This is a genomic window from Yoonia sp. 208BN28-4 (genome assembly GCF_037543925.1).
In the GTDB taxonomy this organism is placed as follows: Bacteria; Pseudomonadota; Alphaproteobacteria; order Rhodobacterales; family Rhodobacteraceae; genus Yoonia.
The window spans coordinates 452,307-468,235 of the sequence record NZ_JBBIFY010000003.1; the positions used below are offsets into that span (position 1 = coordinate 452,307).

General features: G+C 58.9%; 17 protein-coding genes. 7 read left to right on the forward strand and 10 right to left on the reverse strand.

What is annotated here, in order from left to right; all coding sequences use genetic code 11:
• The first annotated feature begins 20 nt into the window (after positions 1–20).
• From V8J84_RS12315 to V8J84_RS12340, 6 genes are all read left to right on the forward strand, one after another.
• On the forward strand, positions 21–635 hold the full coding sequence (locus tag V8J84_RS12315) for a holin-associated N-acetylmuramidase (protein WP_339932058.1): 615 nt from the start codon (positions 21–23) through the stop codon (positions 633–635).
• Positions 623–1,180, forward strand: a complete 558-nt coding sequence (locus V8J84_RS12320; protein WP_339931540.1) for a holin family protein — start codon at positions 623–625, stop codon at positions 1,178–1,180. Before V8J84_RS12315 ends, V8J84_RS12320 begins: the two co-directional genes overlap by 13 nt.
• Entirely contained in the window at positions 1,170–1,388 is a 219-nt protein-coding gene (locus V8J84_RS12325; protein WP_339931542.1) for a pseudouridine synthase, read from the forward strand. The genes V8J84_RS12320 and V8J84_RS12325 overlap by 11 nt, the downstream gene beginning before the upstream one ends.
• A 74-nt stretch (positions 1,389–1,462) precedes the next feature.
• Entirely contained in the window at positions 1,463–3,433 is a 1,971-nt protein-coding gene (locus tag V8J84_RS12330; protein ID WP_339932060.1) for a heme lyase CcmF/NrfE family subunit, read from the forward strand.
• Positions 3,430–3,873, forward strand: a complete 444-nt coding sequence (locus tag V8J84_RS12335) for a cytochrome c-type biogenesis protein (RefSeq protein ID WP_339931544.1) — start codon at positions 3,430–3,432, stop codon at positions 3,871–3,873. Before V8J84_RS12330 ends, V8J84_RS12335 begins: the two co-directional genes overlap by 4 nt.
• A gap of 72 nt (positions 3,874–3,945) precedes the next feature.
• Positions 3,946–4,722, forward strand: a complete 777-nt coding sequence (locus V8J84_RS12340) for an enoyl-CoA hydratase-related protein (RefSeq protein ID WP_339931546.1) — start codon at positions 3,946–3,948, stop codon at positions 4,720–4,722.
• On the opposite strand, the gene V8J84_RS12345 is transcribed toward V8J84_RS12340, so the two are convergent.
• From V8J84_RS12345 to gltX, 3 genes are all read right to left on the reverse strand, one after another.
• The gene (locus V8J84_RS12345; RefSeq protein ID WP_339931548.1) at positions 4,719–5,207 is read right to left on the reverse strand and encodes a GNAT family N-acetyltransferase; all 489 of its coding nucleotides are present in this window, start codon (positions 5,205–5,207) and stop codon (positions 4,719–4,721) included. The genes V8J84_RS12340 and V8J84_RS12345 overlap by 4 nt on opposite strands.
• Positions 5,208–5,242: 35 nt before the next feature.
• Positions 5,243–6,538: a citrate synthase gene (gene gltA, locus V8J84_RS12350; protein WP_339931550.1), complete on the reverse strand. Its 1,296-nt coding sequence runs from the start codon at positions 6,536–6,538 to the stop codon at positions 5,243–5,245.
• 99 nt (positions 6,539–6,637) lie between these two features.
• Positions 6,638–8,059 (reverse strand): glutamate--tRNA ligase, encoded by a 1,422-nt coding sequence (gene gltX, locus V8J84_RS12355; RefSeq protein ID WP_339931552.1) that lies wholly within the window; start codon positions 8,057–8,059, stop codon positions 6,638–6,640.
• A 51-nt stretch (positions 8,060–8,110) separates the two neighbouring features.
• Between gltX and V8J84_RS12360 the strand changes: the two genes are divergently transcribed.
• Complete coding sequence (locus V8J84_RS12360; RefSeq protein WP_339931554.1) at positions 8,111–10,291, forward strand: ComEC/Rec2 family competence protein; 2,181 nt, start codon at positions 8,111–8,113, stop codon at positions 10,289–10,291.
• Here the strand turns inward: V8J84_RS12360 and lexA are convergent.
• The 7 genes from lexA to V8J84_RS12395 form a co-directional block, all read right to left on the reverse strand.
• Entirely contained in the window at positions 10,288–10,980 is a 693-nt protein-coding gene (gene lexA, locus V8J84_RS12365) for a transcriptional repressor LexA (protein ID WP_339931556.1), read from the reverse strand. The genes V8J84_RS12360 and lexA overlap by 4 nt on opposite strands.
• A gap of 96 nt (positions 10,981–11,076) precedes the next feature.
• Entirely contained in the window at positions 11,077–12,249 is a 1,173-nt protein-coding gene (locus V8J84_RS12370; protein WP_339931558.1) for a molybdopterin molybdotransferase MoeA, read from the reverse strand.
• The gene (gene moaC / locus V8J84_RS12375; RefSeq protein ID WP_339931560.1) at positions 12,246–12,734 is read right to left on the reverse strand and encodes a cyclic pyranopterin monophosphate synthase MoaC; all 489 of its coding nucleotides are present in this window, start codon (positions 12,732–12,734) and stop codon (positions 12,246–12,248) included. Before moaC ends, V8J84_RS12370 begins: the two co-directional genes overlap by 4 nt.
• Positions 12,734–13,546, reverse strand: a complete 813-nt coding sequence (trpC, locus tag V8J84_RS12380) for an indole-3-glycerol phosphate synthase TrpC (RefSeq protein ID WP_339931562.1) — start codon at positions 13,544–13,546, stop codon at positions 12,734–12,736. The genes moaC and trpC overlap by 1 nt, the downstream gene beginning before the upstream one ends.
• Positions 13,547–14,194 (reverse strand): uracil-DNA glycosylase, encoded by a 648-nt coding sequence (locus V8J84_RS12385; RefSeq protein ID WP_339931564.1) that lies wholly within the window; start codon positions 14,192–14,194, stop codon positions 13,547–13,549. It abuts the gene before it with no gap.
• On the reverse strand, positions 14,191–15,207 hold the full coding sequence (trpD, locus tag V8J84_RS12390) for an anthranilate phosphoribosyltransferase (protein ID WP_339931566.1): 1,017 nt from the start codon (positions 15,205–15,207) through the stop codon (positions 14,191–14,193). Before trpD ends, V8J84_RS12385 begins: the two co-directional genes overlap by 4 nt.
• Complete coding sequence (locus V8J84_RS12395) at positions 15,204–15,785, reverse strand: anthranilate synthase component II (RefSeq protein ID WP_339931568.1); 582 nt, start codon at positions 15,783–15,785, stop codon at positions 15,204–15,206. Before V8J84_RS12395 ends, trpD begins: the two co-directional genes overlap by 4 nt.
• Positions 15,786–15,929 lie beyond the last annotated feature (144 nt).

Below are 15,929 nucleotides of genomic sequence, written 5' to 3' on the forward strand. Positions count from 1 at the left end.
GAATAGCCGGGGGAATGGCCATGCAGACTGTCACCGAAATTGCGACCCAGATCGTGCGCCGTGAAGGCGGCTATGTGAACGATCCTGATGATCCGGGCGGTGCCACCAAGCACGGCGTCACGATCCACACGATGCGCAGGCTTGGCCTTGATCTGGACGGCGACGGGCAGGTGACAACCGCCGATGTGCGGCTTTTGGATGAAGATCAGGCCGTCGCAATTTTCATCGATCACTACTTTGTCGGTCCGAAAGTTGCCCAGTTACCCGCAATGCTTCAGGCCAGTGTATTTGATATGTATGTCAATGCAGGCAACAACGCGGTCAAGATTTTGCAGCGCCTTTTCAACGAGATGCGGATCAATGTGAAAGTTGATGGCGTCATCGGTCCGCAGACGATCGGGGCGGCTGAACAGGCGGTTGAGGCGGCCCCTGATCATATTGTTGATGCCTACGGGATCGCGCGGCGCAACTATTACTACACGCTGGCCGATCAGCGTCCGGCAAGCCGCAAATACGCGCGCCGACGCGACGGTGGCAAAGGCGGCTGGATCGCGCGCGCCGAAGAGTTTCTGTCGGATCGCTATCACTTCACCGCAGCACAACATGCCGAAAGGACAGCACAATGGGGGTCTTGAACGGATTAATGGCGCTTCTTTTTGGTGGCGACAGGAATGTGATCGCTGAAACAGCAGAAGTATTCCGCGAGAACAGCGAAAATGCAGGTGAACGCGGGGCCGCGATCCAGTCGGCAGCGTTGCAGCAGTTTGCGCAAGAGTTTGCGCGCAATCGCCGGTCGATCTTTGATACGGTCATTGACGGCGTGAACCGGTTGCCGCGTCCGATGATGGCGCTTGGTACATTAGCGCTTTTCGGAGCTGCGATGCATGATCCGGCTTGGTTTGCGGCCCGTATGCAGGGGTTATCGTTGGTGCCCGAGCCGCTGTGGTGGTTGATGGGCGCAGTTGTCAGCTTCTACTTTGGCGCACGACATCAGGCGAAAGGGCAGGAGTTTCAGCAATCCATTGCGGAAACGCTCGCACGAACCGGTGCCGTCCGCGATAATATTGAAGCCCTGTCTGCGAAACCGGCCCAACCGGCGGAGATGCCGCAAGAGCCGCGGGCGCCCATCGAGACAGATAACGCGGCGTTGCGTGACTGGCTGGCGTCTTATGACAGATGATTGGCGGCATAAAACCGATCTGCGCCTTGCAGCGCTTGAGACGAAAAGCGCAGTGGATGCTGTGCACCGTGCGAATGTGGCGGACAGGCTGGGCTATATCGAAGACCTGCTGAAATGGATGATGCGTCTGATCATTGGCGCGGTGATCATGTCAGCTATCGCGTTTATGCTGCGCGGCGGTCTGCATCTGACACAATCGCTCACGTAAACTGCGCCAAAATGTGACAGGCGCACTTGGCTTTGCGCCTGTCAGCGCGGGTGCGGCTGCGCTATGATCGGCGCATGATTACAGAGCTTGGACATTTCGCGCTGATTCTGGCCTTCGTGGTCGCAATCGTGCAGACCGTGGTGCCACTTGTGGGGGCGCACAAAGGCTGGCGATCGTGGATGGCATTGGCCGAACCTGCGGCCACAGCGCAATTCATCTTGGTCGGCTTTTCTTTTGCTGCGTTGACGTGGGCGTTTGTAACCTCCGATTTCTCGCTTTCGCTGGTTTACCAGAACTCGCACAGCGCCAAACCGATGATCTATAAAATCAGCGGAGTCTGGGGCAATCACGAGGGATCAATGCTATTGTGGTTGCTGATCCTCGCCCTGTTTGGTGCGTGCGCTGCGTGGTTTGGCAAAGAGCTTCCTGAAAGTTTGCGGGCGCGTGTTCTGGGCATACAGGCTTCTGTCGGCGTGGCCTTCTTTGCGTTCATCCTTTTCACGTCCAATCCGTTTTTGCGTCTTGCGGTCCCGCCGCTGGACGGGCGCGATCTGAACCCGTTGTTACAAGACCCCGGTTTGGCGTTTCATCCGCCGTTTCTCTATTTGGGCTATGTCGGCCTGAGCATAACGTTCAGCTTTGCAGTTGCGGCCTTGCTGGAAGGGCGCGTGGATGCGGCTTGGGGCCGTTGGGTGCGCCCGTGGACCTTGGCCGCGTGGGTGTTCCTGACAATCGGCATCGCGCTCGGCTCTTGGTGGGCGTACTACGAATTGGGTTGGGGCGGTTTCTGGTTTTGGGATCCGGTCGAAAACGCATCTTTGATGCCTTGGCTGATTGCCGCAGCGCTGCTGCACTCCGCGATTGTGGTGGAGAAACGTGAGGCGCTGAAAAGCTGGACGATTCTGTTGGCCATCCTCGCATTTGGCTTTTCGCTGCTGGGCACCTTTATCGTGCGGTCCGGTGTGCTGACGTCGGTGCATGCGTTTGCCAATGACCCCGAAAGAGGGGTCTGGATTTTGCTGATCTTGGGCATCTTCTTGGGCGGCTCTCTGACGCTTTATGCCGCCCGCGCGGGTGCGCTTGAAGCAAAGGGCGTGTTTGGCACGGTGAGCCGTGAAAGCGCGCTGGTGCTCAATAACATCCTGCTGGCGGTCAGCGCATTTGTGGTTTTCATCGGCACCATCTGGCCCTTGGTGGCAGAGATGATGTTCGACCGCACCTTGTCGGTTGGCCCACCATTCTTCGATGCGGCCTTCTCGCCGTTCATGGTGGCACTTGCGGTCGCTTTGCCGCTGGGATCTCTCCTTGCATGGAAGCGGGGAACGCTGTCGCGCGCGACGAAACCGCTGTGGGGTTGGGCAATCCTTGCGATTGCGCTCGCCGGTTTGGCCTATGCGATGCAAAGCGACAGATCGGCTTTGGGGCCATTTGGCGTGGCCTTGGGTGTCTGGGTTGTCGGCGGTGCTTTGGTTGATCTGTGGCTGCGTGGCGGTCGGGACAGCTGGCGCATCCGCCTGCGGCGGATTGGCAAGCTGCCGCGTGCGGACTGGGGCAAAGCCGTTGCGCATATCGGGGTCGGGATCACGACATTTGGCGTTGCAGCCGTTCTGGCATGGGAGGCAGAGGATATCCGCGTTGCCGATATCGGAGAAAGCTGGGATGTTGGCGCCTATACCTTCACGCTGGCCGATGTGCGACAGGCGCAAGGGCCAAATTACGTGACCACGCTTGCCGATATTGCCGTTGCGAGGAACGGGCGCGACATATCGGTGCTATCGCCAGAAAAGCGGTTCTATCCGGTTGCCAACATGCCCACGACAGAAGCTGCAATCAGCAACGGTATTCTGCGCGATCTTTACGTGGTCATCGGCGATCCGCAGGACAGCGGGGGCTATGCGGTGCGGGTCTATATCAAACCCTTTGCAAACTGGATTTGGGGTGGCTGCATGCTGATGGCGCTTGGCGGTTTCCTGTCGCTGTCAGATCGCCGTCTTCGGATCGGCGCCGGTAAAACACGCAAGGCTGTCGGGGTGCCTGCGGAATGAAGCGGCTGCTGATCATTCTGGCTTTGCTGGCGGCCCCGGCGTGGGCCGTCGAACCGGGCGAGGTGCTGGACGATCCCATCTTGGAGGAGCGTGCGCGCACTCTATCAGCCGGATTGCGGTGCCCTGTCTGTCGCAATGAAAGCATCGACGAATCAAACGCGACCTTGGCCAAGGAACTGCGTCTTGTGGTGCGTGAACGACTGGTGGCAGGTGACACGGATCAGCAGGTCATGGACTATCTTGTGGCCCGCTACGGAGAATTTGTTCTGCTCAGACCAGACACGAGCGGCGCAAATCTGATCCTGTGGCTTGCCGCACCGGCGATGTTTCTGGCCGCCTTGGGCATCGGCTATGCCACAATTCGTCGCCGCCGCACCGTCCAAGCCAATCCGCTGAGTGCGGATGAACAGGACGCGCTGGACAAAATTTTGCGCTCCTGACGTCCGGTTTCGCTTTCCTGACACGGGCAACCGCTTATCAATGCGAAGACGCTTTAGTAAGGAACGCTGCAAATGGACTACCAGACAATCGAACTTGTGATCCGCAACGATGTGGCGGTCATTACGCTGAACCGGCCTGATGTGATGAACGCGCTGAACACGCAGATGCGCGCCGAGATTACACACGCTGTGCGCGCCGCAGAAGAGGATGCACGCGTGCTGGTGATGACAGGGGCAGGGCGGTCGTTCTGTTCTGGTCAGGACCTTGGCGACGGTGGATCGGCGGCAACGCTTGATCTGGAACGCACGCTGCGCGACGAATACGTGCCGATGCTGCGCGCCATCTTTGACTGTAAAATCCCGACCATTGCCGCGGTGAACGGTCCGGCGGCGGGTGCGGGTGCCAACCTTGCGCTGGCGTTTGACGTGGTGCTGGCCAGCTATGATGCCTATTTTGTGCAGGCCTTCACCCGGATCGGCCTGATCCCCGATGCAGGCGGCACATACTGGCTGCCACGGCAGGTCGGGTCCGCGCGTGCGATGGGGGCATCCCTTTTTGCCGATAAGATCGACGCCACGCAGGCGGCCGATTGGGGTATGATCTACGAGGCGATCCCTGACACGGAATTTGTCGGGCGTTGGCAGGCCCGTGCGGCGCAGCTGGCTGCAGGCCCGACGGCGGCATACCAGCATTTGAAGACGGCCATCCGTTCGGCCTCAGAGAACACGCTGGACGAACAATTAGCGCTGGAAGCCAAGCTGCAAGGCAAATGCGGACAGACCCGCGATTTTCAGGAAGGCGTCATCGCTTTTCTGGAAAAACGACCCGCCCGCTACGAGGGGCGCTAAGGGTCGCGCCGGAAATACACCGAATCGGACCAGACGCCATTGATACAAAAGGTATCTTTGGCGCGATGGGTCTCGTGAAATCCTAGCGCACGCAAGATCCCGCAGGACGCGGCATTGTTCGGGTCCGCATCGGCGGTCATGTAAGGCACGTTGATCGTGTCGAACAGATACGGAATGATTGTGCCCATCGCCTCTGACACAATGCCTTTGCGCCAGTGGACGCGCGACAGCATGAAGCCGACCTCATAGTCGCGGAACATGCCGGCGTTGCCGATCCAGACGCCGTCCATTTCGATCTGGAAATTGCGCTTGTTGGCGTCCCAATCCGCCTTTCGCCTGATGAAATCGGCAGCGGTTACATCACGATTGGCGTGCGGCGGGGTGGACCAGTAACGCATCGCCACAGGATCACTGTAGGTGGCGAACATCGCGTCAATGTCGGCGTCACGCGGCCCGCGCAGAATAAGGCGGTCAGTGTTCAGCATGGCAAAAGGGCCGCATCGCTGCGGCCCCTAATCTATTAGCGATTTTCGATATCGACATAGTCGCGCTGCATCTCGCCCATATAAAGCTGACGCGGACGACCGATTTTCAGCTGTGGATCGGCAAGCTGTTCTTTCCACTGCGAAATCCAGCCAACTGTGCGAGCCAGCGCAAAGATCGGCGTGAACATCGATGTCGGGAAGCCCATCGCCTCAAGGATGATGCCCGAATAGAAATCGACGTTCGGGAACAGCTTTTTCTCGGCGAAATACGGATCGGCGAGCGCTTGCTTTTCAAGCTCCATCGCGACCTGCAACAGCGGGTTGTCTTCCACGCCCAGCAGTTCCAGAACTTCGTCAGCGGACTGTTTCATCACCGTCGCGCGGGGGTCAAAGTTTTTATAAACGCGGTGACCAAAGCCCATCAGGCGATAGCTGTCGTTCTTGTCTTTTGCACGCGCGATAAACTCGGGGATGCGGTCAACCGTTCCGATTTCCTTGAGCATCTCAAGACAGGCCTGGTTCGCACCACCGTGGGCAGGGCCCCAAAGGCAGGCAATACCAGCCGCAATGCAGGCGAACGGGTTGGCACCTGACGACGACGCCAGACGCACAGTCGATGTCGATGCGTTCTGTTCGTGATCGGCGTGCAGCGTAAAGATCCGGTCCATCGCACGGGCAAGGATCGGGTTCACTTCATAGTCTTCGGCGGGGACCGCAAAGCACATGCGCAGGAAGTTTGACGCGTAATCCAGATCGTTGCGCGGATACACAAACGGCTGGCCGATAGTATACTTGTAGGCCCACGCGGCAATCGTTGGCATCTTTGCGATCAGGCGGATCGTGGCAACCTCGCGCTGATGCGCGTCGTTAATGTCGGTGCTGTCGTGATAAAACGCAGACATCGCGCCGACCACGCCGACCATAATGGCCATCGGGTGCGCATCACGGCGGAAACCACGGAAGAAATTGGCCATCTGCTCGTGCAACATGGTGTGGCGGGTAACGAGTGTCTCGAACCGCTCAAGCTCTTTGGTGTCGGGCAGTTCGCCGTAAAGCAGCAGGTAGCATACCTCGAGGAAGTGCGACTCAGACGCCAGCTGATCGATCGGATACCCGCGGTGCAGCAGAATGCCTTCTTCGCCATCGATAAACGTGATTGTGCTGTCGCAAGCGGCAGTAGAGGTAAAACCGGGGTCGTAGGTAAAGACGTCGGCCTGCCCATAAAGCTTGCGAATATCAAGCACATCAGGGCCGCCGGTTGGGGAATGGATAGGCAGGTCGTAGGACTTACCGTCAATTGTCAGGGTCGCCGTTTTTTGTGTGTCTGCCATGCTTTTATTCCCATGTTTGCCGCACGGCCATTTCGGCGCGCAGTCGCGTTTTGCAGGTCTTGCTACCGTTAAGGATGAAACGTCACCAAAAGGTGTCACTTACCCTTGCGGGGCATCCAGATCGGTGAGCCGGGCGATGGTTTCGTCACGCCCGAGAACCAGCATCATATCAAAAACACTCGGAGAGACCGCGCGCCCGGCCAAAGCCGCGCGGAGCGGACCAGCCAGCTTGCCCAGTTTCGTGTCGTGTGCCGCAGCTAACGCAGAAACCTGTGCCTCTAAAGTGTCACGATCCCAGCTAGCATTTTGCAGGTGCGGCGTCAATTCCGACAGTATACCACGGGATACATTATCAAGGTTCTTCGCGGCTTTCTCATCCGGCGCAATGGGGCGTTCAGTCAGCACAAAGTGTGCTTTTTCAATAAGTTCTGGAAAGGACTTCGCGCGTTCTTTCAGGCAATACATGGCCTGCAACATCCCGTCACTTTGCCGTGGCGTCAACGGATCGGCCCCGGTTGCCGCAAGAAATGCCTGTAATTCATGCAGCAGCGCAGCATCATCGGCAACCGCGATATGCTGACCACAGATGTTATCCAGCTTTTTGAAGTCGAAACGGGCTGGTGATTTGCCAATACCGCCCAGATCAAACCAGTCGCGGGCCTGCGCATCGGTGAAAAATTCGTCGTCACCATGGCTCCAACCCAGACGTGTCAGATAATTGCGCATGCCAGCGGCGGGATAGCCCATCGCCTGATACTCGGCCGCACCCGTCGCACCATGCCGCTTGGACAGCTTCTTGCCATCCGGCCCGAAGATCAGCGGGATATGGGCCAGCGTTGGCTTGGCCCAGCCCATGGCATCGTAGATCATGTTCTGGCGGAATGCGTTGGCAAGGTGATCGTCGCCGCGAATGACATGGGTGACGCCCATATCGTGGTCGTCCACAACCACCGCCAGCATATAGACTGGCGACCCGTCGGAGCGCAGCAGAACCATGTCATCAAGCTGATCATTGGACCACGTAACATCGCCCTGCACCTCATCATGCAGTGTGGTTGAACCATCGCGCGGCGCTTTGACACGAACGACGTAGGGCAGGTCTGGATGATCCGCCTCGGGCACGTCGCGCCACGGGGACCGGAACAGGGTCGATGTTTTTTCCGCGCGTGCCGTTTCGCGAAAAGCCTCAATCTCTTCTGGGGTCGAGAAACATTTGAATGCGGTTCCGTCTGCCAGCATTCGATGTACCACTTCGGCGTGCCGGTCCGCGCGGGCATGCTGGCTGATCGGCTCACCGTCCCAATCAAGGCCAAGCCATGTCAGGCCATCCAGAATGGCTTGCGTATTTTCGTCAGATGACCGGGCGCGATCCGTATCTTCGATCCGCAGCAGGAACTTGCCACCACGGCCGCGGGCGTAAAGCCAGTTGAACAGCGCCGTGCGCGCGCCACCGATATGCAAGGCACCCGTCGGCGAGGGTGCAAAGCGTGTCACAACGGGCGTGTCGGATGCGGAAGTCATCTGGGCATTAACCTTTCGTTCACCAAGTTGCCCCACAGTCGGAGGCTGGACTTGGGAGATACGCAGCCAAAGGGCAAAGAACAAGTGCGCGCTTTGACGATCATGGGCACGGCCACGTCAGACGCTTTGCTGGCCCAACGGGGCCATCTGATCGGCTGGGTGCCGGTGTGCCTTGGGATTGGTATCGGTCTTTATTTTCTGCTGAATACTGAACCGCCCGCGGTGGCGTTTATCGGCGCGACGGTGCTTGCGGGTTTACTGGTCATCGTTTCACGGCTGATATCGGTTGCCTATGCGCCTGTTCTGGTTGCGATTGCGCTTGTTCTGGCGGGTATGAGCGTCGCCAAATTCAGAACGGATATGCAGGCCGCGCCAGTGTTGAGCTTTCGCTATTACGGCCCGATTGAGGGCCGCATTGTCGCCATCGACAGATCCGGAAGTGACGCGCAACGGCTCACGCTGGATCAGGTGGTGCTTGCGCGGATGGCACCTGACCGCACGCCTGCGCGGGTTCGCGTGTCCTTGCATGGTAACCAGCCTTACGCTACCCATCGCGCAGGCGATCGCATCATCCTGACAGGGCATCTGTCGCCGCCCAGCGGTCCGGCAGAGCCTGGCGGTTTTGATTTCCAACGTCATGCGTGGTTCGACAAATTGGGGGCGCTTGGCTACACGCGCGCGCCCGTTTTGCGCCTGCGTGCCGCGAACGAAAAAAGTCTGGCCATCCGCATCTTTGCGCTGCGGATCGGACTGTCTCGGGCCGTGCAGGCGGCCTTGCCGGGGGAAACAGGCGCGTTTGCTGCCGCCATTATGACCGGCGACAGGTCCGCGATGGGGCAGGAGACATTGCGCAATCTGCGGGCATCGAACCTTGCGCACCTGTTGGCAATTTCCGGCCTGCACATGGGCTTGCTGACAGCGTTCATTTTCGGCAGCATCCGCGGCCTTCTGGTTCTGATCCCCGGGGTCGGATTGCGATGGCCGGTCAAGAAAATTGCGGCTGCGTGCGCCATCGTTGCGGGCGCAGCCTATCTGGCGCTGTCGGGCGGCAATGTCGCAACCGAACGGGCTTTTATCATGATCGCCGTGATGTTCGTGGCGGTTTTGTTGGGGCGGCGTGCATTGACGATGCGCGCGGTTGCGATGGCGGCGGTGATCGTCTTGGTCATCCAACCAGAAAGCCTGATCGGGCCGGGCTTCCAGATGTCATTTGCTGCCACCACGGCCTTGGTCGCAGTGTTCGGCGCGCTCCGTTCGGTGGATATGACGCGGATACCGAAATGGGCACGACCTGTTTTATCAGTTGTCATCTCCAGCTTTGTTGCGGGTCTGGCAACGGCACCGTTCGCGGCGGTGCATTTTAACCAGATCGCGCACTACGGCCTGATTGCCAATCTTCTTAGCGTGCCGTTGATGGGCGTGATGGTGATGCCCGCGGCTGTGCTAGCGGTGTGCCTTGCGCCTTTGGGATTATGGCAGATTGGCCTGACCGTGATGGGATGGGGTTTGGACTGGATTTTGTTCGTCGCCCGCTCTGTCGCGGAGCAGGAGGGCGCATTGGGACACGTGGTTTTTCCCATGCCCGTGGTGTTGCCGCTGCTGGCCTTGGGATTGTTGTTTGTCACATTGTGGCACGGACCGGCCCGGTGGGGTGGTGTCGTGGCGGCGTCTGCTGCGTTTGGTTTCTGGTCCATCACGGAGCGTCCGGCCGTTCTGGTGGCCGATAGCGGCGGGTTGATCGGTCATATGACGCATGACGGTCGCGCGCTATCCAAACCGCGCGGCGATGGGTTTGTCGCAGGCGTCTGGCTTGAGAATGACGGTTGGCCCGTGGCGCAAGAGACAGCCCATGAACGCGACGGGATCATACGGGCAGGGCGCGTGGCGACCCTTGATCTGGGGCGTTGGCGTATCCTGCAAACCACTGGCAAAACCGCGCTGGCGGGCATCGCGGGATGCGGCGGGGCAGATGTGTTGATCACGAACCAGTCAGATCCTGAGGATCGACCATGTCTGGCGTTTGATATTGATCGTCTGCGGGCCACAGGCTCGCTCGCGTTTGATCTGGCTGATAACGGCACGCTTGTCCTGACAACGGCACGCCATTTCACGGGGCAAAGACCGTGGAACATGACCGCATCGTCAGCAGGGCAGCCCACCATGTTTGCTCTTCCGCCACCGCAACAGCGCAGTGATGCGCCATTGCTGTCACAAGTGCTGCAAGATCCTTAGTAGGTGCGGATCAATCCAACCAACCGTCCCTGCACCTTGACCTGATCGTCGCGCAGCATGCGTGTTTCGTAGGCGGGATTGGCGGCCTCAAGTGCGATCATACCATTCTTGCGGCGGAAACGCTTCAACGTGGCCTCGCTATCCTCGACCAATGCCACAACAATGTCGCCATTGTCTGCCGCAGTTGTTTCACGAATGACCACCACGTCGCCATCGTTGATGCCTGCGTCGATCATGGAGTCGCCACGCACCTCAAGCGCATAATGTTCACCGGCACCAAGCATGGACTGTGGAACGGCGACATTGTGCGACACTTCCGAAATCGCCGAGATCGGCACACCAGCGGCAATCCGACCCATGACGGGCAATTCAACGGCACCTGTTCCGTCAACTGCCATGGCGGCGGCGGGGGTGCTGTCGGGTTTGTCGCCATCAATGACCCGCGGGTTGAACCCGCCGACTTTGCCAGCCATTGCGTCAGGCAGTTTCACGATTTCTAGCGCGCGCGCTTTGTGTGCAAGACGCCGGATAAATCCGCGTTCTTCCAGTGCGGTGATCAGACGGTGAATGCCCGATTTGGACCGCAGATCAAGCGCCTCTTTCATCTCGTCAAAAGATGGGGGAACACCGTCGCGTTGCACACGCTTGTGAATGAATTCCAACAGGTCGAGTTGTTTCTTGGTCAGCATCGGGTGTTCCTTTCGCCGCACGGGGCTTCAGATCGCACGTTTTGCCAATGTTCTACCGATGTTCCTGTTTTGTGTCAAACTATTCGTGCTGTGTTCTTAGATTTGCACGATCGTGACAGTATCGCCCGCTGCCCGTTCGGGGTCATGCGGGGGGCGGATGACAAGGCAGTTAGCTTGAGAAAGCAAGGACAGCAAAACACTGTCCTGCTGTTCAAAAACCGTGACTGAACCGTTGCCGAGAATACCGCGCATATAGTGTTCGCGTGGTCCGTTTTGCCCGACAGGCGCGGCGAGCGTTGCAGTCATCGTCGGCGCTGGTTCCGCTGGCAATCCCATCATCTTCCGCAGTGCTGGCAAGACAAAGATGTGGCCACAAACCATCGCAGACACAGGATTGCCAGGCAGTCCGATGAGGGTGGCGGTGCCTAAAGTGCCTGCCATCAGCGGCTTCCCGGGGCGCATCGCGATTTTATAGAACGAACGGTCGAGGCCCATTTTGGTGGCGGCTTCGGCCACAAGATCGTGGTCGCCTTCGGACGCGCCGCCGATGGTGAGAATAAGGTCGGCATCTTTGGCAAGATCAAGAACGGTGCGCAGGCTTGGCAACGTGTCGCGCGCAATCGGCAAGTGCCTGACATCCGCACCGTGTTGCTGCATGAGCGCGGCCAGACCAAAGCTGTTGGAGGCGATGATCTGATCGGGGCCGGGGGCTTCACCGGGTTGCACCAACTCGTCGCCGGTGGCGATAATCGCGACTTTCGGGCGGCGCGTCACTGTTACAGACGCGATGTTCATGGCGGCCAAAAGGGCCACATCGCTTGCGGATAAAAGCCGTGGCGCGGTGATGCTGTCGCCGTTTTTGAAATCCTTACCCTGTTCGCGCACGTAAGCCTGCGTGTCGGCGCCCACATTCACGGTGATCGTATCGCCGTCGCGCGTCACATCTTCCTGAATAACCACGCGGTCCGTGCCTGTGGGCATCGGCGCGCCTGTAAAGATGCGTGCGGCCTCGTGCGGTGCGATGCTGCGGTCCAATGCGTGTCCGGCGGCCGCCTCTCCTACGACAGTAAACGCGGCGCCCTCCGTGACCTGATCGCCATGCACAGCATATCCGTCCATCGACGATGCAGCAAAAGGGGGTTGATCGCGCCGCGCAACCGCATCCTGCGCCAGCACGCGACCGGCGGCGTCATGCAAACGCACGGTTTCGGTCTCAAGTGGACGGACCAGATCAAATAGGTGGGTCAGTGCCTGCGCGACCGAGATCATGCGGTAAAACGGCCCGATTTTCCGCCGTCTTTCAGCGTCACGCGCAGGCCGCCGATCACCATGTCCTTCTGCACGGCCTTCACCATGTCGTATACGGTTAGCGCCGCCGTCGAAGCAGCAGTTAAAGCCTCCATCTCAACCCCGGTCTGGCCTGAGGTCTTGACGGTTGCCGTGATCTGCACGCCGGGCAGGTCGGTGTCAGGTTCAAGATCAACCGCAACTTTGGTGATGGGCAGCGGATGACACAGCGGAATGAGTTCAGCCGTTTTTTTTGACGCCATGATGCCAGCAATGCGCGCAATCCCAAGCACGTCGCCTTTGCCTGCACGGCCCTCCATGATCAGCGCGAGCGTGGCTGGCGTCATGACGATATGCGCCTCGGCTGTGGCGATCCGGTCGGTCACGGGTTTGTCCGACACATCAACCATATGCGCCTGACCATCGGCGTCAAAATGGCTCAGCTTGTCGGGATCGGGGCCTGCCATTACATGCCGCCGGATTGCAATGGATTTGCCAGCAATGTGCGCGTTGCGGTGGCAACATCATCCTGCCGCATCAGGCTTTCACCGATCAGAAATGCACGTGCGCCATAACGCGCCATGTCGGCCAGCTCTTCGGGGCCTGACAAGCCGCTTTCGCACACGATCATCCGGTCGGCTGGCACCAGTTTGGACAGCTGCCGTGTTGTATCCAGCGTTGTCTCAAATGTGTTGAGGTTACGATTGTTGATGCCCATCAGTGGCGATTTGAGATGCGTCGCACGTTCCAGTTCGTCGGCATCATGCACCTCGATCAGCACATCCATATCGTAGGAAAACGCAGCATCCTCAAGCTCTTGCGCCTGATCATCGCTGACCGATGCCATGATGATCAGGATGCAATCTGCACCCAATGCGCGCGCCTCGGCCACCTGATAGGTGTCATACATAAAGTCCTTACGCAGCGCTGGAAGCTCAACGGCGCTGCGGGCGGCTGACAGATAGCTGTCATCGCCCTGAAAGGAGGGACCATCGGTCAGAACAGACAGACACGCGGCCCCGCCATCAGCATAGGCTTGCGCCAATGCGGGCGGGTCAAAATCAGCGCGGATCAGCCCCTTGGACGGGCTCGCCTTTTTAATTTCGGCAATCAGGCCATAGCCACTGCGCGTGGCCGCATGCAGCGCATCAGCAAAGCCACGTGTCGGGTCAGCCTCTTGGGCGCGGGCGTCCACATCGGCGAAAGGCACAGCCTTCTTGCGCTTGGCGATATCCTCAAGCTTGTAGGCCTTGATCTTGTCGAGAATGGTGGCTGTCATTCAGGGGTCCGCCCAATTAATCGGTGTCTGGCCTTGATCAATAAGCCACTGGTTCACGGTTGAAAATGGGCGCGAGCCGAAAAAGCCGCGCGCGGCGGATAATGGTGAAGGATGTGCCGATTGTAGGATCAGGTGATCCGGCGCGATATGTCTGGCAAAAGACTGCGCAGGCTTACCCCACTGGATATGCGCACAGGGGCGGGGATTGAGATGCTCTAACGCATCTTTGACCAGTTGATCCCACCCATGTTTTGCATGTGCCTTTGGCTGGCCTTCGGGAACCGTCAAAGCGGTGTTCAGCAGCAACACGCCCTGATCCGCCCAGTCGTCGAGCGATGTCTTTGACCGATTTACATTGAGATCGGTGCGTAGTTCTTTGAAAATGTTACCCAAACTGTCGAGCCGTCCACCAAAATCAGCGGGGATCGAAAAGGCCAGACCATCCGCTTTGCCAGCGGTATGATATGGGTCTTGGCCAAGGATCACGACTTTGGTGTCATCCGGTTGGCAAAGTTCTAATGCGCGAAATGTCAGTGCCGTGTCGGGCAGCACGGTATCTGGGCCGATACGGGTGGCAAGATCGGGAAGATGGTGCGCGAAAAAGGGTAGGTTACCCCAGGCACCCAGACGTGACAGATCGAATGTCACGCCGCTGATGTGATCCGCGCCAGCGTGTCGACCGCGTTTTTTGCGGCACCGCTGTCGATGGCCTTTGCCGCCATCACGGCGCCAGCTTTCAGATCCTCCACCTTTCCGGCCACGAGCAACGCAGCGGCAGCGTTCAGCAGGACCGCATCGCGGTAGGCGCTGGCCTTGCCGGATAGCAATTCGCGCAGGGCTTCCGCGTTCTCTTCGGGTGTGCCGCCGACAATGGCCTCAAACGGATGCGTCGGCAGGCCTGCATCGTCGGGTGTAATCTCGAACTCGCGCACGGCGCCGTTTTCGATCGCGGCGACCCAGCTTGTGCCGGTGATCGTCAATTCATCCGTGCCGTCCGATCCATGGACCAACCATGCCGACGTCGTGCCAAGTTGCAAAAGTGTATCTGCCATTGGTCGGATCAGATCGCGGGAAAACGCGCCTGTCAGCTGCATCGTCACACCAGCCGGGTTCGTCATAGGCCCCAGAATGTTGAAAATTGTACGCGTGCCAAGCTCTGCCCGTGTGGGCATCACATGCTTGATCGCGGGATGATGCATTGGTGCCATCATGAAACCGATACCAGCCTCGGCCAGACCCTTTTCAACGACATCGGGGCCAACCATGACGTTGATCCCCATCTGTCCCTGCACGTCTGCCGTGCCGGATTTCGATGACAGGTTGCGGTTGCCGTGCTTGGCTACTGGAACGCCCGCACCGGCCACGACAAAGGCGGTGGCGGTCGAGATATTCAACGTGTGCTTGCCATCGCCACCTGTGCCCACGATATCCATCGCGCCATCGGGGGCTTTGACTGGCAGGCATTTGGCGCGCATCACGGCGGCGGCAGCGGCGTATTCATCTACCGTTTCGCCGCGCGTGCGCAGGGCCATCAAAAAACCGCCGATCTGGCTGGGTGTTGCATCGCCGTCAAACAGAATGCCAAACGCATCCTCGGCTTGTGCGCGGGTCAGTGGGCCATTGGCTGCGGCGTCAATCAGCGGTTTGAGTGCGTCGCTCATGCGGCTACCTTTACGGACTTCAGGAAGTTGTTCAAAAGCGCGTGCCCGTGTTCGGACCGGATGCTTTCGGGGTGGAATTGCACGCCGTGCATCGGCAATTCGCGATGTTGCAGACCCATGATTGTGCCATCTTCCAGATCGGCTGTGATCTCGAGGCAGTCAGGCAGGCTGTCGCGATCAACTGTCAAAGAATGATAGCGTGTGGCAGCAAAGGGGCTGGGCAGACCCGCGAACAAACCTTTGCCCGTGTGGCGCATGGTGCCCATTTTCCCGTGCACGATTTCGTGGCAGCGCACAACTTTGCCGCCAAATGCCTCTCCGATGGTCTGATGACCCAGACATACGCCCATCAGCGGGGTTTTGGTTTCGGCGGCGGCTTTGGTCAGCGCAAGGCAAATGCCCGCTTGGGCTGGATCACAGGGGCCAGGGGACAATAGGATTGCATCGGGCCGCATGGCCATCGCCTCTTGCACGTCGATGGCATCATTGCGTTTGACGACAATATCAGCACCCAGTTCACCCAGATAATGCACCAGATTGTAGGTGAAACTGTCGTAGTTATCTATCATCAGCAGCATGGCGCGGATCATCCTGAAATAGGGGCTACCACCGACAGGGCGGGTCGCGGTATAGTCGGGTTATACATGGGCCGTCTCGGGCAGGGGCGTCAAGGCCCGCTACGGGTGTGAAAGCGCCCGGATGGCAGTAAGGCAGGCATAAGG